39 protein-coding genes are annotated in these 20,994 nt (G+C 51.6%); 4 read left to right on the top strand and 35 right to left on the bottom strand.

The window, feature by feature from the left end:
- Positions 1-48 precede the first annotated feature (48 nt).
- The 3 genes from rsmB to mscL all read left to right on the top strand — a co-directional run bounded on the left by rsmB (position 49) and on the right by mscL (position 3,288).
- Entirely contained in the window at positions 49-1,344 is a 1,296-nt protein-coding gene (rsmB, locus tag N438_RS27225; protein WP_008807056.1) for a 16S rRNA (cytosine(967)-C(5))-methyltransferase RsmB, read from the top strand.
- 13 nt (positions 1,345-1,357) lie between these two features.
- On the top strand, positions 1,358-2,734 hold the full coding sequence (gene trkA, locus N438_RS27220) for a Trk system potassium transporter TrkA (RefSeq protein WP_008807055.1): 1,377 nt from the start codon (positions 1,358-1,360) through the stop codon (positions 2,732-2,734).
- Positions 2,735-2,874: 140 nt separating this feature from the next.
- Positions 2,875-3,288, top strand: coding sequence for a large-conductance mechanosensitive channel protein MscL (gene mscL, locus N438_RS27215; RefSeq protein WP_004145325.1), 414 nt, complete (start codon positions 2,875-2,877; stop codon positions 3,286-3,288).
- Here mscL and N438_RS27210 read toward each other — a convergent pair.
- The 32 genes from N438_RS27210 to N438_RS28475 form a co-directional block, all read right to left on the bottom strand.
- Positions 3,224-3,502, bottom strand: coding sequence for a ribosome alternative rescue factor ArfA (locus tag N438_RS27210; protein ID WP_008807054.1), 279 nt, complete (start codon positions 3,500-3,502; stop codon positions 3,224-3,226). The genes mscL and N438_RS27210 overlap by 65 nt on opposite strands.
- 57 nt (positions 3,503-3,559) lie before the next feature.
- Complete coding sequence (gene zntR, locus N438_RS27205; RefSeq protein ID WP_008807053.1) at positions 3,560-3,985, bottom strand: Zn(2+)-responsive transcriptional regulator; 426 nt, start codon at positions 3,983-3,985, stop codon at positions 3,560-3,562.
- A 2-nt stretch (positions 3,986-3,987) separates the two neighbouring features.
- The gene (locus N438_RS27200) at positions 3,988-4,356 is read right to left on the bottom strand and encodes a DUF1992 domain-containing protein (protein WP_008807052.1); all 369 of its coding nucleotides are present in this window, start codon (positions 4,354-4,356) and stop codon (positions 3,988-3,990) included.
- Between the two features lie 108 nt (positions 4,357-4,464).
- Positions 4,465-4,851 (bottom strand): 50S ribosomal protein L17, encoded by a 387-nt coding sequence (gene rplQ, locus N438_RS27195; RefSeq protein ID WP_002919206.1) that lies wholly within the window; start codon positions 4,849-4,851, stop codon positions 4,465-4,467.
- 40 nt (positions 4,852-4,891) lie between these two features.
- Positions 4,892-5,881: a DNA-directed RNA polymerase subunit alpha gene (gene rpoA / locus N438_RS27190; RefSeq protein ID WP_002919219.1), complete on the bottom strand. Its 990-nt coding sequence runs from the start codon at positions 5,879-5,881 to the stop codon at positions 4,892-4,894.
- Between the two features lie 25 nt (positions 5,882-5,906).
- Positions 5,907-6,527, bottom strand: coding sequence for a 30S ribosomal protein S4 (gene rpsD / locus N438_RS27185; protein ID WP_002919224.1), 621 nt, complete (start codon positions 6,525-6,527; stop codon positions 5,907-5,909).
- Positions 6,528-6,560: 33 nt separating this feature from the next.
- The gene (gene rpsK / locus N438_RS27180) at positions 6,561-6,950 is read right to left on the bottom strand and encodes a 30S ribosomal protein S11 (protein ID WP_004388621.1); all 390 of its coding nucleotides are present in this window, start codon (positions 6,948-6,950) and stop codon (positions 6,561-6,563) included.
- A 16-nt stretch (positions 6,951-6,966) separates the two neighbouring features.
- A complete protein-coding gene (gene rpsM / locus N438_RS27175) occupies positions 6,967-7,323 on the bottom strand; it encodes a 30S ribosomal protein S13 (protein WP_002919259.1) in 357 nt (118 codons plus the stop codon).
- A gap of 146 nt (positions 7,324-7,469) precedes the next feature.
- Positions 7,470-7,586, bottom strand: a complete 117-nt coding sequence (gene rpmJ / locus N438_RS27170) for a 50S ribosomal protein L36 (RefSeq protein WP_000868187.1) — start codon at positions 7,584-7,586, stop codon at positions 7,470-7,472.
- A 33-nt stretch (positions 7,587-7,619) separates the two neighbouring features.
- The gene (gene secY / locus N438_RS27165) at positions 7,620-8,951 is read right to left on the bottom strand and encodes a preprotein translocase subunit SecY (RefSeq protein WP_008807050.1); all 1,332 of its coding nucleotides are present in this window, start codon (positions 8,949-8,951) and stop codon (positions 7,620-7,622) included.
- Positions 8,952-8,958: 7 nt separating this feature from the next.
- Positions 8,959-9,393, bottom strand: a complete 435-nt coding sequence (rplO, locus tag N438_RS27160) for a 50S ribosomal protein L15 (RefSeq protein WP_002919516.1) — start codon at positions 9,391-9,393, stop codon at positions 8,959-8,961.
- Between the two features lie 3 nt (positions 9,394-9,396).
- Positions 9,397-9,576, bottom strand: coding sequence for a 50S ribosomal protein L30 (rpmD, locus tag N438_RS27155; RefSeq protein ID WP_001140434.1), 180 nt, complete (start codon positions 9,574-9,576; stop codon positions 9,397-9,399).
- 3 nt (positions 9,577-9,579) lie between these two features.
- Positions 9,580-10,083 (bottom strand): 30S ribosomal protein S5, encoded by a 504-nt coding sequence (rpsE, locus tag N438_RS27150; RefSeq protein WP_000940121.1) that lies wholly within the window; start codon positions 10,081-10,083, stop codon positions 9,580-9,582.
- Between the two features lie 14 nt (positions 10,084-10,097).
- Positions 10,098-10,451 (bottom strand): 50S ribosomal protein L18, encoded by a 354-nt coding sequence (rplR, locus tag N438_RS27145; RefSeq protein ID WP_006817270.1) that lies wholly within the window; start codon positions 10,449-10,451, stop codon positions 10,098-10,100.
- 9 nt (positions 10,452-10,460) lie between these two features.
- Positions 10,461-10,994, bottom strand: a complete 534-nt coding sequence (gene rplF / locus N438_RS27140; protein WP_008807049.1) for a 50S ribosomal protein L6 — start codon at positions 10,992-10,994, stop codon at positions 10,461-10,463.
- 12 nt (positions 10,995-11,006) lie between these two features.
- A complete protein-coding gene (gene rpsH / locus N438_RS27135; protein ID WP_008807048.1) occupies positions 11,007-11,399 on the bottom strand; it encodes a 30S ribosomal protein S8 in 393 nt (130 codons plus the stop codon).
- A gap of 33 nt (positions 11,400-11,432) precedes the next feature.
- Complete coding sequence (rpsN, locus tag N438_RS27130) at positions 11,433-11,738, bottom strand: 30S ribosomal protein S14 (protein WP_002919667.1); 306 nt, start codon at positions 11,736-11,738, stop codon at positions 11,433-11,435.
- Positions 11,739-11,752: 14 nt separating this feature from the next.
- The gene (gene rplE / locus N438_RS27125; RefSeq protein WP_003031123.1) at positions 11,753-12,292 is read right to left on the bottom strand and encodes a 50S ribosomal protein L5; all 540 of its coding nucleotides are present in this window, start codon (positions 12,290-12,292) and stop codon (positions 11,753-11,755) included.
- 14 nt (positions 12,293-12,306) lie between these two features.
- The gene (rplX, locus tag N438_RS27120) at positions 12,307-12,621 is read right to left on the bottom strand and encodes a 50S ribosomal protein L24 (protein WP_003031122.1); all 315 of its coding nucleotides are present in this window, start codon (positions 12,619-12,621) and stop codon (positions 12,307-12,309) included.
- A 10-nt stretch (positions 12,622-12,631) separates the two neighbouring features.
- Positions 12,632-13,003: a 50S ribosomal protein L14 gene (rplN, locus tag N438_RS27115; protein WP_002919748.1), complete on the bottom strand. Its 372-nt coding sequence runs from the start codon at positions 13,001-13,003 to the stop codon at positions 12,632-12,634.
- Positions 13,004-13,168: 165 nt separating this feature from the next.
- Positions 13,169-13,423: a 30S ribosomal protein S17 gene (gene rpsQ, locus N438_RS27110; RefSeq protein WP_004106347.1), complete on the bottom strand. Its 255-nt coding sequence runs from the start codon at positions 13,421-13,423 to the stop codon at positions 13,169-13,171.
- A complete protein-coding gene (rpmC, locus tag N438_RS27105; protein WP_002919754.1) occupies positions 13,423-13,614 on the bottom strand; it encodes a 50S ribosomal protein L29 in 192 nt (63 codons plus the stop codon). Before rpmC ends, rpsQ begins: the two co-directional genes overlap by 1 nt.
- A complete protein-coding gene (gene rplP / locus N438_RS27100) occupies positions 13,614-14,024 on the bottom strand; it encodes a 50S ribosomal protein L16 (protein ID WP_002919759.1) in 411 nt (136 codons plus the stop codon). Before rplP ends, rpmC begins: the two co-directional genes overlap by 1 nt.
- A gap of 12 nt (positions 14,025-14,036) precedes the next feature.
- On the bottom strand, positions 14,037-14,735 hold the full coding sequence (rpsC, locus tag N438_RS27095; RefSeq protein ID WP_002919766.1) for a 30S ribosomal protein S3: 699 nt from the start codon (positions 14,733-14,735) through the stop codon (positions 14,037-14,039).
- Positions 14,736-14,752: 17 nt separating this feature from the next.
- Positions 14,753-15,085, bottom strand: coding sequence for a 50S ribosomal protein L22 (gene rplV / locus N438_RS27090; RefSeq protein ID WP_002919773.1), 333 nt, complete (start codon positions 15,083-15,085; stop codon positions 14,753-14,755).
- A 14-nt stretch (positions 15,086-15,099) separates the two neighbouring features.
- Positions 15,100-15,378, bottom strand: coding sequence for a 30S ribosomal protein S19 (gene rpsS, locus N438_RS27085; RefSeq protein ID WP_001138115.1), 279 nt, complete (start codon positions 15,376-15,378; stop codon positions 15,100-15,102).
- A gap of 16 nt (positions 15,379-15,394) precedes the next feature.
- Positions 15,395-16,216, bottom strand: a complete 822-nt coding sequence (gene rplB, locus N438_RS27080; protein WP_002919786.1) for a 50S ribosomal protein L2 — start codon at positions 16,214-16,216, stop codon at positions 15,395-15,397.
- Positions 16,217-16,233: 17 nt separating this feature from the next.
- Positions 16,234-16,536: a 50S ribosomal protein L23 gene (gene rplW / locus N438_RS27075; RefSeq protein ID WP_000617546.1), complete on the bottom strand. Its 303-nt coding sequence runs from the start codon at positions 16,534-16,536 to the stop codon at positions 16,234-16,236.
- Positions 16,533-17,138: a 50S ribosomal protein L4 gene (gene rplD, locus N438_RS27070; protein WP_002919794.1), complete on the bottom strand. Its 606-nt coding sequence runs from the start codon at positions 17,136-17,138 to the stop codon at positions 16,533-16,535. Before rplD ends, rplW begins: the two co-directional genes overlap by 4 nt.
- A 10-nt stretch (positions 17,139-17,148) precedes the next feature.
- Positions 17,149-17,778 carry a 50S ribosomal protein L3 gene (gene rplC / locus N438_RS27065; RefSeq protein WP_002919796.1) on the bottom strand — a complete coding sequence of 210 codons (630 nt, stop codon included), beginning with the start codon at positions 17,776-17,778 and terminating at the stop codon, positions 17,149-17,151.
- A gap of 32 nt (positions 17,779-17,810) precedes the next feature.
- A complete protein-coding gene (gene rpsJ / locus N438_RS27060) occupies positions 17,811-18,122 on the bottom strand; it encodes a 30S ribosomal protein S10 (RefSeq protein WP_001181005.1) in 312 nt (103 codons plus the stop codon).
- Between the two features lie 209 nt (positions 18,123-18,331).
- The gene (locus N438_RS28475) at positions 18,332-18,490 is read right to left on the bottom strand and encodes a hypothetical protein (protein WP_153242722.1); all 159 of its coding nucleotides are present in this window, start codon (positions 18,488-18,490) and stop codon (positions 18,332-18,334) included.
- Positions 18,491-18,503: 13 nt separating this feature from the next.
- Here N438_RS28475 and N438_RS27055 point away from each other — a divergent pair, with 13 nt between their 5' ends.
- Positions 18,504-18,989 carry an A24 family peptidase gene (locus N438_RS27055; RefSeq protein WP_008807047.1) on the top strand — a complete coding sequence of 162 codons (486 nt, stop codon included), beginning with the start codon at positions 18,504-18,506 and terminating at the stop codon, positions 18,987-18,989.
- Here the strand turns inward: N438_RS27055 and bfr are convergent.
- From bfr to tuf, 3 genes are all read right to left on the bottom strand, one after another.
- Positions 18,973-19,449, bottom strand: coding sequence for a bacterioferritin (gene bfr, locus N438_RS27050; RefSeq protein ID WP_004206792.1), 477 nt, complete (start codon positions 19,447-19,449; stop codon positions 18,973-18,975). The genes N438_RS27055 and bfr overlap by 17 nt on opposite strands.
- Positions 19,450-19,522: 73 nt before the next feature.
- A complete protein-coding gene (bfd, locus tag N438_RS27045) occupies positions 19,523-19,717 on the bottom strand; it encodes a bacterioferritin-associated ferredoxin (protein WP_004152415.1) in 195 nt (64 codons plus the stop codon).
- A 179-nt stretch (positions 19,718-19,896) separates the two neighbouring features.
- The coding region (tuf, locus tag N438_RS27040; protein WP_049010133.1) for an elongation factor Tu at positions 19,897-20,994 on the bottom strand (1,098 nt) is incomplete at its 5' end.

The following is a 20,994-nucleotide window of genomic DNA, read 5'->3' as shown; positions in this document are numbered from 1 at the left end:
TGTCTCTTTAAAAGCCCGGGTTAGCCGGGCATTTTTATTTTTGCGCTTATGAAAAACAAAATAAACTTACGCAGTCTGGCCGCCCAGGCTATCGAGCAAGTGGTAGAACAAGGTCAGTCTTTGAGCAACGTTCTGCCCCCTCTGCAGCAGAAAGTCAGCGATAAAGACAAAGCGCTGTTGCAGGAGCTGTGCTTTGGCGTATTGCGTACGCTCAGTCAGCTTGAGTGGCTTATCAACAAGCTGATGGCGCGTCCGATGACCGGCAAACAGCGCACCGTGCATTTTCTGATCATGGTTGGGCTTTATCAGTTGCTCTATACCCGTATTCCTCCGCATGCCGCACTGGCGGAAACGGTAGAAGGCGCGGTGGCCATTAAACGCCCGCAGCTTAAAGGGCTGATCAACGGCGTGCTACGCCAGTTCCAGCGCCAGCAGGAAGCGTTATTAGTCGAATTTGCTGAGCATGAAAACCGCTATCTTCATCCCAAATGGCTGCTGAAACGCCTGCAGCAGGCCTGGCCGCAGCAGTGGCAGGAGATCGTCGATGCGAACAACCAGCGCCCGCCGATGTGGCTGCGCGTTAACCGCAACCATCATTCCCGGGATGAATGGCTTGCTCTGCTTAAAGAGGCCGGCTTAGAGGGCTTCACCCATCCTGACTATCCCGACGCCGTGCGTCTGGCCACCCCTGCCCCAGTCCATGCGTTGCCAGGTTTTGCCGAAGGCTGGGTCACCGTCCAGGATGCCTCGGCCCAGGGCTGTATGCGCTACCTGCTGCCGGAAAATGGCGAACGCATTCTCGATCTTTGCGCCGCACCGGGCGGCAAGACGACGCATATTCTGGAGGTTGCCCCGCAGGCTCAGGTCATGGCGGTGGATATTGATGAACAGCGTCTGTCACGCGTCTATGACAACCTGAAACGGCTGGGCATGAAAGCCGAAGTCAAACAGGGCGATGGTCGCTTCCCTGAGCAGTGGTGTGGCAACGAACAGTTCGATCGTATTCTGCTGGATGCCCCCTGCTCCGCCACCGGCGTCATTCGCCGCCATCCGGATATCAAATGGCTGCGCCGGGATCGGGATATCGCCGAGTTAGCCCAGCTGCAGGCCGAGATCCTGAATGCCACCTGGGAGCACCTGAAACCAGGCGGTACGCTGGTTTACGCTACCTGTTCTATTCTGCCGGAAGAGAATAGTCAGCAAATTTCCGCCTTCCTCGCACGAACCCCGGATGCTGAACTTCATGCAACCGGTACGCCGGCGAGCCCCGGGCAGCAAAATCTGCCGGGCCCGGAAGAAGGTGATGGCTTCTTTTACGCTAAGCTAATCAAACGTCGGAATTAATGGGTCACTGCAGATGAAGATTATTATTCTGGGCGCCGGCCAGGTCGGCGGCACGCTGGCGGAAAACCTTGTCGGCGAGAACAATGATATTACGCTGGTTGATACCAATGGCGACCGTCTGCGCAGCCTGCAGGATAAGTTCGACCTGCGTGTCGTCCAGGGACATGGCTCTCACCCTCGCGTACTGCGCGAGGCGGGGGCCGATGATGCCGATATGCTGGTAGCGGTCACCAGTTCGGATGAAACCAATATGGTGGCCTGTCAGGTCGCCTACTCATTATTCAATACCCCAAACCGTATTGCGCGTATTCGTGCGCCAGATTACGTTCGTGATGCGGATAAGCTCTTCAATTCTGAAGCGGTGCCTATCGATCACTTAATCGCTCCGGAACAGCTGGTCATCGACAATATTCACCGGCTGATCGAATATCCCGGCGCGCTGCAGGTCGTGAACTTCGCCGAAGGGAAAGTCAGCCTCGCCGTAGTAAAAGCCTATTACGGTGGTCCGCTGGTAGGGAATGCGTTGTCCACCATGCGGGAGCATATGCCGCATATCGATACGCGTGTGGCCGCTATTTTCCGCCACGATCGTCCTATTCGCCCACAGGGTTCGACGATTGTGGAAGCCGGCGATGAAGTATTCTTTATTGCCGCCTCGCAGCATATTCGCGCGGTCATGAGCGAACTGCAGCGACTGGAAAAGCCGTATAAGCGTATTATGCTGGTCGGCGGGGGCAATATTGGCGCGGGTCTGGCCCATAAGCTGGAAAAAGATTACAGCGTCAAGCTTATCGAACGTAATCAGCAGCGAGCCGCTGAGCTTGCGGAAAAGCTGCAGCATACAATCGTCTTCTACGGTGATGCATCGGACCAGGAGCTGCTGGCTGAAGAGCATATTGACCAGGTGGACCTGTTTATTGCCGTCACTAACGACGATGAAGCAAACATTATGTCGGCGATGCTGGCGAAGCGAATGGGCGCGAAAAAAGTGATGGTGCTGATCCAGCGCAGAGCCTACGTGGATCTGGTCCAGGGCAGTGTCATTGATATCGCGATATCACCTCAACAGGCCACAATTTCCGCACTCCTCAGCCATGTTCGTAAAGCCGATATTGTCGGCGTCTCCTCCCTTCGCCGCGGTGTTGCCGAAGCGATTGAGGCCGTGGCGCACGGTGATGAGAGCACCTCCCGGGTGGTCGGGCGTTCGATCGATGAGATCAAGCTGCCGCCAGGTACGATCATCGGCGCCGTTGTGCGGGGCAACGACGTAATGATCGCGAATAATAATCTGCGGATCGAGCAGGGCGATCATGTGATCATGTTTTTGACCGATAAGAAGTTTATTTCCGATGTAGAAAGGCTGTTCCAGCCAAGTCCTTTCTTCCTGTAATTCCCAGGGCGCCGAACAGGCGCCTTTTTATTATCCCTTATTATTCAAAGGTTAATATTTTGCGGTAACTATCTACTGGGAATGGCAAATGAAAATACATTTGTTAAACTTACAACGTCAGCTGGCACAAGGAGAATAAAATGAGTTTTTTAAAAGAGTTTCGCGAATTCGCGATGCGCGGGAACGTTGTCGATTTGGCAGTGGGTGTGATCATCGGTGCAGCATTCGGTAAAATTGTTTCATCGCTGGTCGCAGATATTATTATGCCACCACTCGGCCTGTTGATTGGCGGGATCGATTTTAAACAGTTTGCCGTCACGCTACGTGATGCCCAGGGCGATGTCCCGGCTGTCGTGATGCATTATGGGGTATTCATTCAGAACGTTTTCGATTTCATCATCGTCGCGTTTGCCATCTTCATGGCGATTAAACTGATGAATAAGTTAAATCGTAAGAAAGAAGAGGCTCCGGCGGCGCCGCCAGCTCCTTCTAAAGAAGAAGTCCTGCTGAGCGAAATTCGCGATCTGCTGAAAGAGCAAAACAACCGTTCTTAATCAGCACCGAAAGCAGAAGGCCAGTGGTAAAAAAGCGATTCGCTTGCTTGCCACTGGCCTCCCGGTCAATCCTTCCTGCATGTTTATCTTTACGTTGATAGCTTCCTTTCCCTTTCTTGTTTTTCTCTACACGCTGCCTGAATAACGGATCGTGGAGAAGTGCCTCAATGGCGTTATCTTTAATTTGCCCTTTAGTATGCTGATAGCGACTCATATAAACTCCAGTGCATGTGTGAATTCCGCGCGAGTGTAGATCCGCGCGATGAAAAAATCAACGTCCCGTACCGCCATTGCTGGCGCCTTGTTCAAGGGCCTCAAGAATCGAACAATAAACACTACTGTGCGCAGTCCCGCAGCAGGCATCATTAAGCCGCTGCAAAGAGCGACGCATCGTCTGTAACTCTTTGATCCGCGCCTCGACTTCGCTTAATCGCGCCTGAACGATCCCTTTCGATTCCTGGCAGGTATGGTGCTCCGGATCGATACGGATCGACAATAATTCGCGGATCGCTTCCAGAGTGAAGCCCAGCTGACGGGCATAGCGAATAAAGCGTAGCCGCTGAAGATCGTTATCCGAGTAAAGACGAAATCCCCCCTCGGTGCGCACGTCATGATCCATCATTTGCTGTTTCTCATAATAACGGATGGTATCTGGCGTGACGTCAGCCAGCTTAGCCAGCTCACCAATACGATACATATTTACTCCTGGTTCATTCTTTGTAGCAAAGCCTCGGCATACTCACCGCGTAAAAAGTCGGTACTCAGGCCAGCCTGACGAAGCTTCAGTTCGAGCAAGGCAAGCCGTTTGCTCAGTTCAGCATGACGAGGATCGTCCTGGCGGACGCCCTTCAGTAAATCAGCCAGTGCCACCGCTTCTCTTCGCTGCTCCAGCTCCGGGGGAAGGCATCCAGCATTCTTCAGAAGGCGATAACCTGCCCGCAGCTCCGCCGGCACATGCGAATCGTCATCGAGAGTCAGCGGTTCGCCGCTGCCGGGTAAGTTATCGAACTCACCTTTAGTTTGGGCATCGAGGATATGGCGTTCCGCCCACTGATCCAGTAACCACATTCTACGGCTCCGGGGGATGAACAAAAAGAGTACAGATAGTGTAGTGAAGTGGGGATGCGGTAGATATAAAAAAACCCGCCGGGGCGGGTTTTTTTACGTTACTACAGATTACTCTGCAGCAGCTTCTGCTTTCGGCTCAGCACGATCAACCAGCTCGATGTATGCCATCGGCGCGTTGTCGCCTGCACGGAAGCCACACTTCAGAATGCGAGTGTAACCACCGGCGCGGCTCGCGAAACGCGGGCCCAGCTCGTTAAACAGTTTTGCCACGATCTCGTTATCACGAGTGCGGGCGAATGCCAGACGACGATTAGCAACGCTATCAGTCTTGGCAAGAGTAATCAGCGGCTCAACTACGCGACGCAGTTCTTTCGCTTTCGGCAGGGTCGTCTTGATGATTTCATGACGAACCAGCGAACCTGCCATGTTACGGAACATAGCCTGGCGATGGCTGCTGTTGCGGTTCAGTTGACGACCACTCTTACGATGGCGCATGACCTTATCCTTCTCAGTAAAACCTTAACCTGTGATCCGGTTACTCGTCAGCAATGCTTGCTGGTGGCCAGTTTTCCAGGCGCATGCCCAGAGACAGTCCACGGGAAGCCAGCACGTCTTTAATCTCAGTAAGAGATTTTTTACCCAGGTTCGGCGTTTTCAGCAACTCAACCTCGGTACGCTGTACCAGATCACCGATATAGTGGATAGCTTCTGCCTTGAGGCAGTTAGCAGAGCGGACAGTCAATTCCAGATCGTCAACAGGGCGCAGCAGGATCGGATCGAACTCTGGTTTCTCTTCTTTCACTTCTGGCTGACGTACATCACGTAAGTCAACAAAAGCTTCCAGTTGTTCAGCCAGAATGGTTGCCGCACGACGAATCGCCTCTTCAGGATCGATTGTGCCGTTGGTTTCCATTTCGATGACCAGCTTGTCCAGGTCGGTACGCTGTTCTACACGCGCAGCTTCAACATTGTAGGCAATACGCTCTACAGGGCTGTAGCAGGCGTCGACCAGCAGACGGCCGATTGGGCGCTCATCTTCTTCCGAATGAATTCGGGCAGAAGCCGGCACATAACCGCGACCGCGCTGAACTTTGATACGCATGCTAATAGCAGCGTTCTCATCAGTCAGGTGGCAAATCACGTGCTGCGGCTTGACGATTTCGACATCACCGTCGTGGGTAATGTCGGCTGCAGTCACAGGGCCAATGCCAGATTTATTCAAAGTAAGGATGACTTCATCTTTACCCTGAACTCTCACCGCCAGCCCTTTCAGGTTGAGCAGGATTTCAAGGATGTCTTCCTGAACGCCTTCTTTGGTGCTGTACTCGTGCAGTACACCATCAATCTCAACCTCGGTCACCGCGCAACCCGGCATCGATGAGAGCAGAATACGGCGCAGTGCGTTACCCAGAGTATGGCCGAAGCCACGCTCTAAAGGCTCAAGGGTCACCTTGGCGTGCGTCGAACTCACTTGCTCGATATCGACCAGGCGCGGTTTTAGAAACTCTGTCACAGAACCCTGCATTGTGTCCTCTCTTTGGTACTAAGCTTTACTTGGAGTAAAGCTCGACGATCAGGTGTTCGTTAATGTCCGCAGACAGATCAGAACGCTCCGGCTGACGCTTGAACGTACCTTCCATCTTGCCAGCATCAACTTCCAGCCAGGTTGGCTTTTCACGCTGCTCAGCCAGCTCCAGAGCGGCTTTCACGCGAGATTGCTTTTTCGCTTTCTCACGAATGCTGACAACGTCATTCGCTTTAACCTGATAAGAAGCGATGTTAACAACACGACCGTTTACCATAATCGCTTTGTGGCTAACCAGCTGGCGTGCTTCAGCACGAGTGGCGCCGAAGCCCATACGGTATACAACGTTGTCCAGACGACCTTCCAGCAGAGCCAACAGGTTTTCACCGGTGTTGCCTTTCAGACGTGCTGCTTCTTTATAGTAGTTACGGAACTGACGCTCCAGCACACCGTACATACGGCGAACTTTTTGCTTTTCACGCAACTGCACACCATAGTCAGACAGACGCGGTTTACGCGCACCGTGCTGGCCAGGAGCTTGTTCAATTTTACACTTGGTATCGATCGCGCGAACGCCAGACTTAAGGAATAAGTCGGTGCCCTCACGACGGCTCAGCTTGAGCTTAGGACCCAAATATCTTGCCATTTTCTTTCTCCAACTAACCTGGAAAACGTAGCGTTATACGCGACGTTTTTTCGGCGGACGACAACCGTTATGAGGGATCGGAGTCACATCAGTAATATTAGTGATGCGGAAACCAGCGGCGTTCAGTGCACGAATGGTAGATTCGCGACCCGGACCCGGACCTTTGACCATAACTTCCAGATTCTTGATGCCGTATTCTTTTACGGCTTCTGCGCAACGCTCTGCTGCAACCTGAGCTGCAAACGGAGTGGATTTGCGAGAACCACGGAAACCGGAACCACCGGCTGTTGCCCAACCCAGTGCGTTACCCTGACGATCAGTGATAGTAACGATGGTGTTGTTAAAAGAAGCATGGATATGAGCCACGCCATCAGAGACTTGTTTTCTTACACGCTTACGTGCACGAACTGGTGCCTTTGCCATTATTCAATCACCCCGATTATTTCTTGATCGGTTTACGCGGACCCTTACGGGTACGTGCGTTGGTCTTGGTACGCTGACCGCGAACCGGAAGACCACGACGATGGCGTAAACCACGGTAGCAACCAAGGTCCATCAGACGCTTGATGCTCAGGGTGATTTCACGGCGCAGATCACCTTCAACGACAAATTTACCTACTGCTTCACGCAGAATATCAATTTGTTCTTCAGACAGCTCACTGATCTTAACATTTTCAGCGATGCCCGTTTCAGCGCAGATAGCTTTAGAACGGGTTTTGCCGATACCGAAAATAGCGGTTAAAGCGATTACGGTATGTTTGTGATCAGGAATGTTAATGCCTGCTATACGGGCCACTATGCACTCCTACTATTTAATATGTACGTACCATGCTGAAAAGCCCGTTTTCAGGATACTCAAATGGAAACGTACAGACATACAAAAGATTGGCTGGCTAATCTAGCCAGCTCAATCCAACTTTGCAAGAAAAATATGCGAATAAATCAGCCTTGGCGCTGTTTATGCTTCGGCTCGGCACTGCAAATCACACGGATGACGCCATCACGCTTAACGATTTTGCAGTTACGGCATAATTTCTTGACGGAAGCACGAACTTTCATTTTTACTCTCCGTAACTTCTCGGGCGACCAGTTTTAACGGCCGTAGCCTTTCAGGTTCGCCTTCTTCAATGCAGACTCATACTGACTGGACATCATCAGAGTTTGCACTTGAGCCATAAAGTCCATAATCACGACAACAACGATAAGCAGCGATGTCCCACCGAAGTAGAACGGCACTTTCATCGCGTCACGCATGAACTCCGGGATCAGGCAGATAAAAGTAATATACAACGCACCAACCAGAGTCAGGCGAGTCATCACTTTATCGATATACTTCGCCGTTTGCTCTCCCGGACGAATTCCTGGTACAAATGCACCGGACTTCTTCAGGTTATCTGCTGTTTCACGCGGGTTGAAAACCAACGCCGTGTAGAAGAAACAGAAGAAGATGATTGCAGACGCATAGAGTAACACATAAAGCGGTTGCCCAGGCTGCAAATACAGCGAAATTGTTGTCAGCCAGTTCCAACCAGTACCACCCCCGAACCATGACGTGATGGTTGCCGGGAACAGTATAATACTGGAAGCGAAGATTGCCGGGATTACCCCCGCCATATTCACTTTCAGCGGTAAATGTGTGCTCTGTGCAGCATAGACACGACGACCCTGCTGCCGTTTCGCGTAGTTTACCACAATGCGGCGTTGACCACGTTCAACGAATACAACAAAGAAGGTCACTGCAAATACTAATACTGCAACCAACAGCAACAGGAGGAAGTGCAGGTCGCCTTGACGCGCTTGCTCGATAGTATGGGCGATGGCCGGCGGGAGTCCCGCAACGATCCCGGCGAAGATCAGGATCGAGATACCGTTACCGATACCGCGTTCAGTGATCTGTTCGCCGAGCCACATCAGGAACATAGTCCCTGTGACCAGACTTACAACAGCGGTGAAATAGAACGCAAAGCCTGGATTAATCACCAGGCCCTGCATACCAGGCATATTCGGCAGACCGGTAGCAATACCGATCGACTGGAATATCGCCAGCACCAGAGTACCGTAGCGGGTGTACTGGCTGATCTTACGACGACCAGACTCCCCTTCTTTCTTCAGCTCTGCCAGCGGTTGGTAAACCACCGTCAGCAGCTGCACGATGATAGATGCCGAGATATACGGCATAATCCCCAGTGCAAAGATAGAAGCACGGCTGAGAGCACCACCAGAGAACATGTTGAACATTTCAATGATGGTGCCTCGCTGTTGCTCAAGCAGTTTGGCAAGTACAGCGGCATCAATACCAGGGATCGGAATAAAAGAGCCAATACGGAACACTATCAGCGCACCGACCACAAACAGAAGTCTGCGTTTCAGTTCGCCAAGGCCACCTTTGGCACTTTGAAAATCTAATCCCGGTTGTTTAGCCATCTGCTACTTATTCCTCAATTTTACCGCCAGCAGCTTCGATAGCAGCACGAGCACCTTTAGTCACACGCAGGCCACGAACAGTTACCGGACGAGTTACCTCACCAGACAGGATCACTTTCGCGAACTCGATCTGGACACCGATAATGTTTGCCGCTTTCAGCGCGTTCAGGTCTACTACATCGCCTTCCACGTGAGCCAGATCGGAGAGACGGATCTCTGCGGTGATCATCGCTTTACGAGAAGTGAAGCCGAATTTCGGCAGACGACGGTACAGAGGCATCTGACCACCCTCGAAACCGCGACGTACGCCACCGCCAGAACGAGACTTCTGACCTTTGTGACCACGACCACCGGTTTTACCGAGGCCAGAACCGATACCACGACCCAGGCGTTTACCCGCCTTTTTGGAGCCTTCGGCCGGAGACAGAGTATTTAAACGCATCTCTTACTCCTCAACTTTAACCATGAAGGAAACCGCGTTGACCATACCACGAACAGCAGGAGTATCCTCGCGCTCTACGGTGTGACCAATACGACGCAGACCCAGGCCAAGCAGTGTTGCCTTGTGTTTCGGCAGACGACCGATTGCACTGCGGGTTTGAGTAATTTTAATAGTCTTTGCCATGGTTTATTTCCCCAGAATTTCTTCAACGGATTTACCACGCTTGGCAGCGACCATTTCTGGAGAATTCATATTTTCCAGGCCATCAATAGTTGCACGAACCACGTTGATCGGGTTGGTGGAACCGTATGCTTTAGCCAGAACGTTATGAACCCCAGCAACTTCCAGAACGGCGCGCATTGCACCACCGGCGATGATACCGGTACCTTCGGAAGCTGGCTGCATGAATACACGAGAACCCGTGTGAACACCTTTAACCGGGTGTTGCAGGGTGCCGTTGTTCAGCGCGACGTTAATCATGTTGCGACGGGCTTTTTCCATCGCTTTCTGGATCGCTGCTGGAACTTCACGCGCTTTACCGTAACCAAAACCAACGCGACCGTTACCATCACCAACTACAGTCAGAGCTGTGAAGGAGAAAATACGACCACCTTTAACGGTTTTAGATACGCGGTTTACCGCGATCAGCTTTTCCTGCAGTTCGCCAGCTTGTTTTTCGATGTGAGCCATCTTACACCTCTACCTTAGAACTGAAGGCCAGCTTCACGGGCAGCATCTGCCAGTGCCTGGACACGACCATGATATTGGAACCCGGAACGGTCAAAGGAAACATCTTTGATGCCTTTTTCCAGAGCGCGTTCAGCAACAGCTTTACCCACAGCTGCAGCCGCGTCTTTGTTACCGGTGTACTTCAGTTGTTCAGAGATAGCTTTTTCTACAGTAGAAGCAGCTACCAGAACTTCAGAACCATTCGGAGCAATTACCTGTGCGTAAATATGACGCGGGGTACGATGTACCACCAGGCGAGTTGCACCCAGCTCCTGGAGCTTGCGGCGTGCGCGGGTCGCACGACGGATACGAGCAGATTTCTTATCCATAGTGTTACCTTACTTCTTCTTAGCCTCTTTGGTACGCACGACTTCGTCGGCGTAACGAACACCCTTGCCTTTATAAGGCTCAGGACGACGGTAGGCGCGCAGATCTGCTGCAACCTGGCCGATCACCTGCTTATCAGCGCCTTTCAGCACGATTTCAGTTTGAGTCGGACATTCTGCAGTGATACCGGCCGGCAGCTTATGTTCAACAGGATGAGAGAAACCTAAAGCCAGGTTTACTACATCCCCTTTAACCGCTGCACGATAGCCTACACCAACCAGCTGAAGCTTTTTAGTGAAGCCTTCGGTAACACCGATAACCATTGAGTTCAGCAGGGCACGCGCGGTACCAGCCTGAGCCCATCCGTCTACGTAACCATCACGCGGACCGAAGGTCAGAGCATTATCTGCATGTTTAACTTCAACAGCATCGTTGAGAGTACGAGTCAGCTCGCCATTTTTACCTTTGATCGTAATAACCTGACCGTTGACTTTAACATCAACGCCGGCAGGAACAACGACCGGTGCTTTAGCAACACGAGACATTTTTTCCTCCGATTAGGCTACGTAGCAGATAATTTCGCCACCAAGACCAGCCTGGCGCGCTGCACGATCAGTCATAACACCTTTAGAGGTAGAAACAACTGCGATACCCAGACCCGCCATAACTTTCGGCAGCTCATCTTTACGTTTGTAGATGCGCAGACCTGGGCGGCTGACACGCTGAATGCTTTCTACAACAGCTTTACCCTGGAAATACTTAAGAGTCAGTTCCAGTTCCGGCTTGATGTCGCCTTCAACTTTAAAATCTTCAATAAAGCCTTCTTCCTTCAGCACGTTGGCAATTGCCACTTTCAGCTTGGAGGAAGGCATGGTGACCGCAGCTTTATTCGCGGCCTGACCGTTACGGATACGGGTCAGCATATCCGCGATCGGATCTTGCATGCTCATCTGTCTTTACTCCCGTGATTCAATTGGTGACAATTACCAGCTAGCCTTTTTCAGACCCGGGATTTCACCGCGCATAGCGGCTTCACGGACCTTAATACGGCTCAACCCGAACTTCCGCAGGAAACCATGCGGACGACCTGTTTGACGGCAGCGATTACGCTGACGAGACGGGCTGGAATCACGCGGCAGAGTCTGCAGCTTGAGAACAGCGTTCCAACGATCTTCGTCGGTTGCGTTCACATCAGAGATGATAGCTTTCAGTTCAGCGCGTTTAGCGAAGAATTTATCAGCTAAAGCCACGCGCTTTACTTCGCGTGCTTTCATTGATTGCTTAGCCATTAAGTAACCCTACCTTACTTGCGGAACGGGAAGTCAAAGGCAGCCAGCAGAGCGCGGCCTTCTTCATCAGATTTCGCAGTAGTGGTAATGGTAATATCCAAACCACGAACGCGGTCGACTTTATCGTAGTCGATTTCTGGGAAGATGATCTGCTCACGGACACCCATGCTGTAGTTACCACGGCCGTCGAAAGACTTAGCGGACAAGCCACGGAAGTCACGGATACGCGGTACAGCAATAGTGATCAGGCGCTCAAAGAACTCCCACATGCGCTCGCCGCGCAGAGTTACTTTACAGCCGATCGGATAGCCCTGACGGATTTTGAAGCCTGCAACTGATTTGCGTGCTTTGGTGATCAGCGGTTTTTGACCGGAGATTGCTGTCAGGTCAGCTGCTGCGTTATCCAGCAGTTTCTTGTCAGCGATCGCTTCACCAACACCCATGTTCAGGGTGATCTTCTCGACCCGAGGGACTTGCATGACAGAATTGTAGTTAAACTCAGTCATGAGTTTAGCGACTACTTCGTCTTTGTAGTAATCATGCAGTTTCGCCATCGTACTACTCCAAATTACTTGATAGTTTCGCTATTAGATTTGAAGAAACGGACTTTTTTGCCGTCTTCGAATCTAAAGCCTACACGGTCAGCCTTGCCGGTTGCCGCGTTGAAGATAGCAAGGTTAGAGATCTGAATAGCTGCTTCTTTCTCTACAATGCCGCCTGGTTGGTTCAGGGCCGGAACCGGCTTCTGATGTTTCTTAACCAGGTTGATACCTTCAACAATGACCTTGCCGGAAGACAGGACATTTTTTACTTTACCGCGTTTACCTTTATCTTTACCGGTTAACACGATAACTTCGTCATCACGACGGATTTTAGCTGCCATGATTCGCTCCTTAGAGTACTTCTGGTGCCAGAGAGATAATTTTCATGAACTTCTCGGTACGAAGTTCACGAGTTACCGGCCCAAAAATACGCGTACCGATAGGCTGCTCGCTGTTATTGTTCAGAATAACGCATGCATTACCATCGAAGCGAATGACAGAACCGTCCGGGCGACGAACACCCTTCTTGGTGCGCACCACTACCGCCTTCAGCACATCACCTTTTTTGACCTTACCACGCGGAATTGCTTCCTTGATGGTGATCTTGATGATGTCGCCTACGCCTGCGTAGCGACGGTGCGAGCCACCCAGAACCTTGATACACATTACGCGACGTGCACCGGAGTTGTCGGCGACGTTCAGCATAGTCTGTTCTTGGATCATTTTAGTGCTCCGCTAATGTCAACTACTACTGAGACCCGAAAATTAGGGTCGTTAAAAAGCCCCATATCGAGGGCGCGGCATTATAACACCACAAACCAGATATGGGTAGAAAAAATAAACGGCTCATCGCTGAGCCGTTTATCCGTATCGAGAATGCGTACTCTATTACAGAACCGCTTTCTCTACAACGCGAACCAGCGTCCAGGACTTAGTCTTGGACAGCGGACGGCATTCGCGGATTTCAACCACGTCACCGATACCGCATTCGTTGTTCTCGTCATGTACGTGCAGTTTGGTCGTACGTTTGATGAATTTGCCGTATACCGGGTGTTTCACCATACGTTCGATAGCAACAACAATGGATTTCTCCATTTTGTCGCTAACTACGCGACCTTGCAGAGTACGGATTTTATCGGTCATTACGCACCCGCCTTCTGAGTCAGTAAAGTCTTAACGCGTGCAACATCACGACGCACTTGCTTCAGCAGATGAGTCTGTTGCAGCTGGCCACTTGCAGCCTGCATACGCAGGTTGAACTGCTCACGCAGCAGGTTCAGCAGCTCAGCGTTCAGCTCTTCAACGCTTTTTTCACGCAGCTCTTTTGCTTTCATTACATCACCGTCTTAGTTACAAAGGTGGTTTTGATCGGCAGTTTCGCTGCTGCCAGGCCGAATGCTTCACGGGCCAGCTCTTCCGGTACACCGTCCATTTCATACAGGACTTTACCCGGCTGAATCAAGGCAACCCAGTACTCCACGTTACCTTTACCTTTACCCATACGAACTTCCAGCGGCTTCTCGGTGATCGGTTTGTCCGGGAATACACGGATCCAGATCTTACCTTGACGCTTAACTGCACGGGTCATAGCACGACGTGCTGCTTCGATCTGACGGGCAGTCAGACGACCACGGCCAACAGCTTTCAGACCGAAAGTGCCGAAGCTAACATCCGTACCCTGCGCCAGACCACGGTTGCGGCCTTTGTGCACTTTACGGAATTTTGTACGCTTTGGTTGTAACATCAGCGACGCTCCTTATTTACGGCCTTTACGCTGCTGCTTTTTAGGTTGAGCAGCCGGTTCCGGTTGTTCAACAGCAGCCATACCACCCAGGATCTCACCTTTGAAGATCCATACCTTAACGCCGATTACACCGTAAGTGGTGTGCGCTTCAGAGGTGTTGTAGTCGATGTCAGCACGCAGAGTGTGCAGCGGTACGCGACCTTCACGGTACCATTCGGTACGTGCGATTTCCGCGCCGCCCAGACGGCCGCTAACTTCAACTTTGATACCTTTAGCGCCCAGACGCATTGCGTTCTGTACAGCACGCTTCATCGCACGACGGAACATAACGCGACGTTCCAGCTGAGAAGTGATGCTGTCAGCAACCAATTTAGCGTCCAGTTCAGGCTTACGAACTTCGGCAATATTGATCTGTGCAGGTACGCCAGCGATATCCGCTACGACCTTGCGCAGTTTTTCTACGTCTTCGCCTTTCTTACCGATAACGATACCCGGGCGAGCAGTGTGAATGGTCACACGGATGCTCTTAGCCGGACGCTCGATAACGATGCGAGATACAGACGCTTTAGCCAGTTCTTTTGTCAGGAACTGACGTACTTTAAAATCGCTGTCCAGGTTGTCAGCGAATTCTTTGGTGTTCGCGAACCAGGTAGAGTTCCATGGTTTGACAATACCCAGGCGAATACCATTAGGATGTACTTTCTGACCCATTGCTAGTCTCCAGAGTCTCAGCGATCGGACACAACCACAGTGATGTGGCTGGTGCGCTTCAGGATGCGATCTGCACGACCTTTAGCACGCGGCATAATGCGCTTCATGCTCGGGCCTTCGTCTACGAAAATTTTCGCAACTTTCAGATCATCAATGTCAGCGCCATCGTTGTGTTCAGCGTTAGCAATGGCAGATTCCAGTACCTTCTTGACCAGTACAGCAGCTTTTTTGTTGGTGTAGGTCAGAATATCCAGGGCCTGCGACACTTTCTTACCGCGAATCAGGTCAGCTACGAGGCGAACCTTCTGAGCAGAAGAACGAGCATGGCGATGTTGAGCTAAAGTTTCCATCTCTTCCTCCTACCTTATTTCTTCTTCGCTTTTTTATCAGCAGCGTGGCCGCGATAAGTACGAGTCGGTGCGAATTCACCCAGTTTGTGACCAACCATTTCGTCGGAAACAAAGACTGGAACGTGCTGACGACCATTATGGACAGCGATGGTCAAACCGATCATGTTAGGAAAGATCGTTGAACGACGGGACCAAGTGCGCAGGGGCTTCTTGTCTCCGCTTTCCACCGCTTTCTCTACCTTCTTCAGCAAGTGCAGGTCAATAAAAGGACCTTTCTTGAGAGAACGTGGCATGGCTTATCCTCTAAAATTATTTGCTACGGCGACGTACGATGAATTTATCAGTACGCTTGTTGCTGCGGGTCTTCTTACCTTTGGTCTGCAGGCCCCACGGGGATACCGGGTGCTTACCAAAGTTACGACCTTCACCACCACCATGTGGGTGGTCTACTGGGTTCATCGCAGTACCGCGAACGGTAGGACGAACACCACGCCAGCGTGCAGCACCTGCTTTACCCAGAACGCGCAGCATATGCTCAGCATTGCCAACTTCGCCCAGAGTAGCGCGGCAGTCTGCTTCGACTTTACGCATTTCACCAGAACGCAGACGCAGGGTGACATAAGCACCATCACGAGCAACGATCTGAACGTAAGTACCAGCGGAACGTGCCAGCTGACCGCCTTTACCTGGTTTCATTTCTACGTTATGAACGGTAGAACCAACCGGGATATTGCGCATCGGCAGGGTGTTGCCTGCTTTGATTGCAGCATCAACGCCAGACTGAATCTGGTCACCAGCTTTCAGGCCTTTCGGGGCCAGGATGTAACGGCGCTCGCCGTCTTTGTACAGAACCAGCGCGATGTTCGCGGAGCGGTTCGGATCGTACTCAAGACGTTCAACAACTGCCGGGATACCATCTTTGTTGCGTTTGAAGTCAACAATACGGTAAGCCTGCTTGTGGCCACCACCGATATGACGGGTGGTGATACGGCCATTGTTGTTACGACCACCGGATTTGCTGTTTTTTTCCAGCAACGGAGCAAAAGGTTTGCCCTTGTGCAGCTCTGGGTTAACCACTTTAACGACGTGGCGACGACCCGGAGATGTCGGTTTACATTTAACAACTGCCATTGTATTACTCCTCCGACTTACTCAGCGCCGCCAACGAAGTCCAGATTCTGGCCTTCCTTCAGGGTGACGTAAGCTTTTTTCCAGTCGCTACGACGACCGATACGCTGTCCGTGACGTTTAACTTTCCCTTTAACAACCAGGGTGTTAACGACTTCGACTTCGACTTCAAACAGTTTCTGCACAGCAGCTTTGATTTCTGCTTTGGTCGCGTCTTTAGCAACTTTGAGAACGATGGTGTTTGTTTTTTCCATCGCAGTAGACGCTTTTTCAGAAACGTGCGGTGCGCGCAGCACCTTCAGCAGACGTTCTTCACGAATCATGCCAGCATCTCCTCAACTTGCTTAACAGCATCAGCAGTCATTACGACTTTGTCGAAGGCGATCAGGCTAACCGGGTCGATACCGTTCGCATCACGTACGTCAACCTTGTGCAGGTTACGTGCGGCCAGGAACAGGTTCTCGTCCAGCTCACCGGTGATGATCAGCACATCTTCCAGAGCCATGTCTTTCAGTTTCTGTGCCAGCAGCTTAGTTTTCGGCGCTTCAACAGAGAACTTCTCGACAACGATCAGACGATCCTGACGTACCAGTTCGGACAGAATGCTTTTCAGCGCGCCGCGGTACATCTTCTTGTTAACTTTTTGACTGTGGTCCTGCGGACGAGCAGCGAAGGTCACGCCACCGGAACGCCAGATCGGGCTCTTGATAGAACCAGAACGCGCACGGCCGGTACCTTTCTGGCGCCACGGTTTTTTACCGGAGCCAGTGATTTCAGCACGAGTCTTCTGAGCACGAGTGCCCTGACGCGCACCAGCTGCATAAGCAACAACAACCTGGTGAACCAGCGCTTCGTTGAAATCACGACCGAAGGTAGTTTCGGAAACAGTCAGCGCGCTCTGCGCGTCTTTCAATACTAATTCCATTGCTATCTCCTCACGCCTTCACAGCTGGTTTAACGATCAGGTCGCTACCGGTAGCACCCGGGACAGCACCTTTAACCAGCAGCAGGTTGCGCTCAGCGTCAACACGTACTACGTCCAGGCTCTGAACGGTTACACGCTCATTACCCAGCTGACCTGCCATTTTCTTGCCTTTGAACACTTTGCCCGGAGTCTGGTTCTGACCGATAGAACCCGGAACGCGGTGAGACAAGGAGTTACCGTGAGTAGCGTCCTGGGTACGGAAGTTCCAGCGCTTAACGGTACCAGCAAAACCTTTACCTTTAGAGGTACCGGTTACGTCAACTTTTTTAACGTCAGCAAACAGTTCAACGCTAATGTTCTGACCTACGGTGAATTCTTCGCCGTCAGCAAGACGGAATTCCCACAGACCACGGCCAGCTTCAACGCCAGCTTTAGCGAAGTGACCCGCTTCCGGCTTGGTTACACGGTTAGCTTTTTTAGCACCGGTGGTAACCTGGATTGCGCGGTAGCCATCGTTAGCCAGGTCTTTAACCTGAGTAACGCGGTTTGCTTCAACTTCGATTACGGTTACTGGGATAGATACGCCATCTTCAGTGAAGATGCGGGTCATGCCCACTTTTTTACCGACTAAACCAATCATTGTTTCAACCTCTCAATCGCTCGATGACCTGATTAACCCAGGCTGATCTGCACGTCTACACCGGCAGCCAGATCCAGACGCATCAGAGCATCAACGGTTTTTTCAGTTGGCTCAACGATGTCAACCAGACGCTTGTGAGTGCGAATCTCGTACTGATCACGCGCGTCTTTGTTGACGTGCGGGGAGATCAGAACGGTAAAGCGCTCTTTGCGGGTCGGCAGCGGGATCGGACCACGGACTTGCGCACCAGTGCGCTTAGCAGTCTCGACGATTTCCGCGGTTGATTGATCGATCAGACGATGATCAAACGCTTTAAGGCGGATACGGATTCTTTGGTTCTGCATGAGACCAGAGCTCCAATTATTTTATAGACGAAATGATTACTCCTCATACCCATTACGATTGATGGGAGAGTGTAACCGTTCTTACATAGTCCCCCGATTGGGGACATTGTTTGATAGCAAAAAGCACTATCAGGGTTCATATCGAACCGGCTGTCAACTTTGACAGGCCCGCGCATTATACGCAAATTCTGGCACGACGCAAGCGCTGTTTAGAAAATCATCACCGGGATTTGCGCGTCTTCGCGATAGTGCGCTGTGCAAGCGCCGTAACGCTGCCAATAAATCCGCAAAGCGCCATCCACTCTCGAAAATTGCATTTTGCCCTGCGCCGAGCCGATAAGCATAGTGAGGCCATGTTCATTGCTCATCACGGGGTAACCTATGCTCGCCGCCCTCCCCTTCTTACTGTGCTATAGCGGATTGACGCTAGCATTATGTCAGCAGGACCTGCGTTACGGCTTGCTGCCAGACCGTTTCACCTGTCCCCTGCTATGGAGCGGCTTGCTTTTTTATCTCTGTCTGGCGCCGCATCAGCTCAACGAGGCTGTCTGGGGAGCACTAGCCGGCTATCTCTCGTTTGCCGCCCTTTATTGGCTATACCGCAGGGTCCGTGGGCATGAAGGATTAGGCTATGGCGATATAAAATATCTCGCCGCCCTTGGGGCCTGGCATGGCTGGCGAATGCTGCCGCAGCTGGTGCTGGTAGCGTCATTGCTCGCTGGCATGACGTGGGTGATATTGGGACTGTCCGCCAGGTGCGGCGGCAACAGAAAATGGGAAAAGAATAACCCGCTGCCATTTGGGCCATTTCTGGCGGCAGCAGGTTTCTGGTGCGGGTGGCAAACGCTGGCTAATCTGACACTTTGATCTGCGACTGCAGGTAATTTTGCAGGCCAATTTTGCCAATGAGATCGAGTTCGGTTTCCAGCCAGTCGATATGGCCTTCTTCATCCGCCAGGATCTCAATCATCATATCGCGGCTGACATAGTCATGTACGCTGTCGGCATAGGCGATCGCTTCACGCAGGTTTTGCGCGCCTTCCAGCTCCAGGCGTAAATCTGACTGCAGCATCTCTTCCACATCTTCACCGATGCCAAGTTTGCCGAGATCCTGCAGATTAGGAATGCCTTCGAGGAAAAGAATACGCTCGATGTACTTATCGGCGTGCTTCATTTCATCAATTGATTCGTGGTACTCAATATCGTTGAGGCGCATCAGACCCCAGTTTTTGAACATTCTCGCATGGAGAAAGTACTGATTGATTGCGACCAGCTCATTTCCCAATAATTTATTGAGATAACTTATGATTTTGACATCACCTTTCATTATATAGTCCCTCCGCTTCCACTTATTGAAGCGTAGTCCGGCCTATAGGGATGTCAAAAGAGAAGCGCGGACTTCAGGCGATTTCTTTGAATTCCGGCATGGTGGTTAATTCATCTTCCATCACTTCACGTGCAGCTCGAACACACTTACCGCATTGATTTCCAACGGGAACAAACTTACGTAATTGCTGAAAAGATTGCGGTTGAAACTGGCGAACAACCTGGCGAATTTTTTTATCGCTAACGCCATTGCACAAACAAACGTACATATAAACTCCCGTTCAATTTATGCACAAATATTAAATGAGAATAGTTATGATTACAATAGACCATTTGCGCATTATCCGCCGCAGCGCACGTTATGAATGGTGTGTTGTACACGTTATTTCGCGGAACTGCGCGCAGCAAAAAGGGCGCCGAAGCGCCCTTTTTATTCGAAGCTAACGAATTAGCCCAGAACTTTAGCTACAACGCCCGCGCCAACGGTACGGCCGCCTTCACGGATTGCGAAACGCAGACCGTCGTCCATCGCGATCGGGTGGATCAGGGTAACAACCATTTTGATGTTGTCGCCCGGCATAACCATCTCTACGCCTTCCGGCAGTTCGATGGTGCCAGTCACGTCAGTAGTACGGAAGTAGAACTGCGGACGGTAGCCTTTGAAGAACGGAGTATGACGGCCGCCTTCGTCTTTGGACAGGATGTACACTTCAGATTCGAACTTGGTGTGCGGCTTGATGCTGCCCGGCTTAGCCAGTACCTGACCACGTTCGATTTCTTCACGTTTGATACCACGCAGCAGAACACCAACGTTCTCACCAGCACGGCCTTCGTCCAGCAGTTTGCGGAACATTTCAACGCCAGTACAGGTGGTTTTCGCGGTGTCTTTGATACCAACGATTTCAACTTCTTCACCGACTTTGATGATACCGCGCTCTACACGACCGGTAACAACGGTACCACGACCGGAGATGGAGAATACGTCTTCGATCGGCAGCAGGAACGGCTTGTCAATCGCACGCTCTGGTTCCGGGATATAGGTATCCAGGTGGCCAGCCAGTTCGATGATTTTCGCTTCCCACTCTGCGTCGCCTTCCAGCGCTTTCAGAGCAGAACCACGAACGATCGGGGTGTCGTCGCCCGGGAAATCGTACTGAGACAGCAGTTCACGAACTTCCATCTCAACCAGTTCCAGCAGCTCTTCGTCATCAACCATGTCGCATTTGTTCAGGAACACGATGATGTACGGAACGCCTACCTGACGACCCAGCAGGATGTGCTCACGAGTCTGCGGCATCGGGCCGTCAGTCGCAGCAACAACCAGGATCGCGCCGTCCATCTGCGCAGCACCGGTGATCATGTTTTTAACATAGTCGGCGTGGCCCGGGCAGTCTACGTGCGCGTAGTGGCGAGTCGGGGTGTCATATTCAACGTGAGAGGTGTTGATGGTGATACCACGAGCTTTTTCTTCCGGTGCGTTATCGATCTGGTCGAATGCACGAGCAGAACCACCGTAGGTTTTAGCCAGAACGGTAGTGATGGCAGC

This window comes from Klebsiella sp. GL120222-02 (assembly GCF_003097195.1).
GTDB classification, from domain to species: domain Bacteria; phylum Pseudomonadota; class Gammaproteobacteria; order Enterobacterales; family Enterobacteriaceae; genus Klebsiella; species Klebsiella variicola.
The sequence above is the reverse complement of the archived record's forward strand: the minus strand, read 5'-3'. Positions and strand labels throughout refer to the sequence as shown.

Bases quoted from the DNA above. Each gene is read 5' to 3' on its own strand.
- rsmB (WP_008807056.1), top strand. From the start codon at position 49: ATGAAAAACAAAATAAACTTACGCAGTCTGGCCGCCCAGGCTATCGAG.
- trkA (WP_008807055.1), top strand. From the start codon at position 1,358: ATGAAGATTATTATTCTGGGCGCCGGCCAGGTCGGCGGCACGCTGGCG.
- mscL (WP_004145325.1), top strand. From the start codon at position 2,875: ATGAGTTTTTTAAAAGAGTTTCGCGAATTCGCGATGCGCGGGAACGTT.
- N438_RS27210 (WP_008807054.1), bottom strand. From the start codon at position 3,502: ATGAGTCGCTATCAGCATACTAAAGGGCAAATTAAAGATAACGCCATT.
- zntR (WP_008807053.1), bottom strand. From the start codon at position 3,985: ATGTATCGTATTGGTGAGCTGGCTAAGCTGGCTGACGTCACGCCAGAT.
- N438_RS27200 (WP_008807052.1), bottom strand. From the start codon at position 4,356: ATGTGGTTACTGGATCAGTGGGCGGAACGCCATATCCTCGATGCCCAA.
- rplQ (WP_002919206.1), bottom strand. From the start codon at position 4,851: ATGCGCCATCGTAAGAGTGGTCGTCAACTGAACCGCAACAGCAGCCAT.
- rpoA (WP_002919219.1), bottom strand. From the start codon at position 5,881: ATGCAGGGTTCTGTGACAGAGTTTCTAAAACCGCGCCTGGTCGATATC.
- rpsD (WP_002919224.1), bottom strand. From the start codon at position 6,527: ATGGCAAGATATTTGGGTCCTAAGCTCAAGCTGAGCCGTCGTGAGGGC.
- rpsK (WP_004388621.1), bottom strand. From the start codon at position 6,950: ATGGCAAAGGCACCAGTTCGTGCACGTAAGCGTGTAAGAAAACAAGTC.
- rpmJ (WP_000868187.1), bottom strand. From the start codon at position 7,586: ATGAAAGTTCGTGCTTCCGTCAAGAAATTATGCCGTAACTGCAAAATC.
- secY (WP_008807050.1), bottom strand. From the start codon at position 8,951: ATGGCTAAACAACCGGGATTAGATTTTCAAAGTGCCAAAGGTGGCCTT.
- rplO (WP_002919516.1), bottom strand. From the start codon at position 9,393: ATGCGTTTAAATACTCTGTCTCCGGCCGAAGGCTCCAAAAAGGCGGGT.
- rpmD (WP_001140434.1), bottom strand. From the start codon at position 9,576: ATGGCAAAGACTATTAAAATTACTCAAACCCGCAGTGCAATCGGTCGT.
- rpsE (WP_000940121.1), bottom strand. From the start codon at position 10,083: ATGGCTCACATCGAAAAACAAGCTGGCGAACTGCAGGAAAAGCTGATC.
- rplR (WP_006817270.1), bottom strand. From the start codon at position 10,451: ATGGATAAGAAATCTGCTCGTATCCGTCGTGCGACCCGCGCACGCCGC.
- rplF (WP_008807049.1), bottom strand. From the start codon at position 10,994: ATGTCTCGTGTTGCTAAAGCACCGGTCGTTGTTCCTGCCGGCGTTGAT.
- rpsH (WP_008807048.1), bottom strand. From the start codon at position 11,399: ATGAGCATGCAAGATCCGATCGCGGATATGCTGACCCGTATCCGTAAC.
- rpsN (WP_002919667.1), bottom strand. From the start codon at position 11,738: ATGGCTAAGCAATCAATGAAAGCACGCGAAGTAAAGCGCGTGGCTTTA.
- rplE (WP_003031123.1), bottom strand. From the start codon at position 12,292: ATGGCGAAACTGCATGATTACTACAAAGACGAAGTAGTCGCTAAACTC.
- rplX (WP_003031122.1), bottom strand. From the start codon at position 12,621: ATGGCAGCTAAAATCCGTCGTGATGACGAAGTTATCGTGTTAACCGGT.
- rplN (WP_002919748.1), bottom strand. From the start codon at position 13,003: ATGATCCAAGAACAGACTATGCTGAACGTCGCCGACAACTCCGGTGCA.
- rpsQ (WP_004106347.1), bottom strand. From the start codon at position 13,423: ATGACCGATAAAATCCGTACTCTGCAAGGTCGCGTAGTTAGCGACAAA.
- rpmC (WP_002919754.1), bottom strand. From the start codon at position 13,614: ATGAAAGCAAAAGAGCTGCGTGAAAAAAGCGTTGAAGAGCTGAACGCT.
- rplP (WP_002919759.1), bottom strand. From the start codon at position 14,024: ATGTTACAACCAAAGCGTACAAAATTCCGTAAAGTGCACAAAGGCCGC.
- rpsC (WP_002919766.1), bottom strand. From the start codon at position 14,735: ATGGGTCAGAAAGTACATCCTAATGGTATTCGCCTGGGTATTGTCAAA.
- rplV (WP_002919773.1), bottom strand. From the start codon at position 15,085: ATGGAAACTTTAGCTCAACATCGCCATGCTCGTTCTTCTGCTCAGAAG.
- rpsS (WP_001138115.1), bottom strand. From the start codon at position 15,378: ATGCCACGTTCTCTCAAGAAAGGTCCTTTTATTGACCTGCACTTGCTG.
- rplB (WP_002919786.1), bottom strand. From the start codon at position 16,216: ATGGCAGTTGTTAAATGTAAACCGACATCTCCGGGTCGTCGCCACGTC.
- rplW (WP_000617546.1), bottom strand. From the start codon at position 16,536: ATGATTCGTGAAGAACGTCTGCTGAAGGTGCTGCGCGCACCGCACGTT.
- rplD (WP_002919794.1), bottom strand. From the start codon at position 17,138: ATGGAATTAGTATTGAAAGACGCGCAGAGCGCGCTGACTGTTTCCGAA.
- rplC (WP_002919796.1), bottom strand. From the start codon at position 17,778: ATGATTGGTTTAGTCGGTAAAAAAGTGGGCATGACCCGCATCTTCACT.
- rpsJ (WP_001181005.1), bottom strand. From the start codon at position 18,122: ATGCAGAACCAAAGAATCCGTATCCGCCTTAAAGCGTTTGATCATCGT.
- N438_RS28475 (WP_153242722.1), bottom strand. From the start codon at position 18,490: ATGAGCAATGAACATGGCCTCACTATGCTTATCGGCTCGGCGCAGGGC.
- N438_RS27055 (WP_008807047.1), top strand. From the start codon at position 18,504: ATGCTCGCCGCCCTCCCCTTCTTACTGTGCTATAGCGGATTGACGCTA.
- bfr (WP_004206792.1), bottom strand. From the start codon at position 19,449: ATGAAAGGTGATGTCAAAATCATAAGTTATCTCAATAAATTATTGGGA.
- bfd (WP_004152415.1), bottom strand. From the start codon at position 19,717: ATGTACGTTTGTTTGTGCAATGGCGTTAGCGATAAAAAAATTCGCCAG.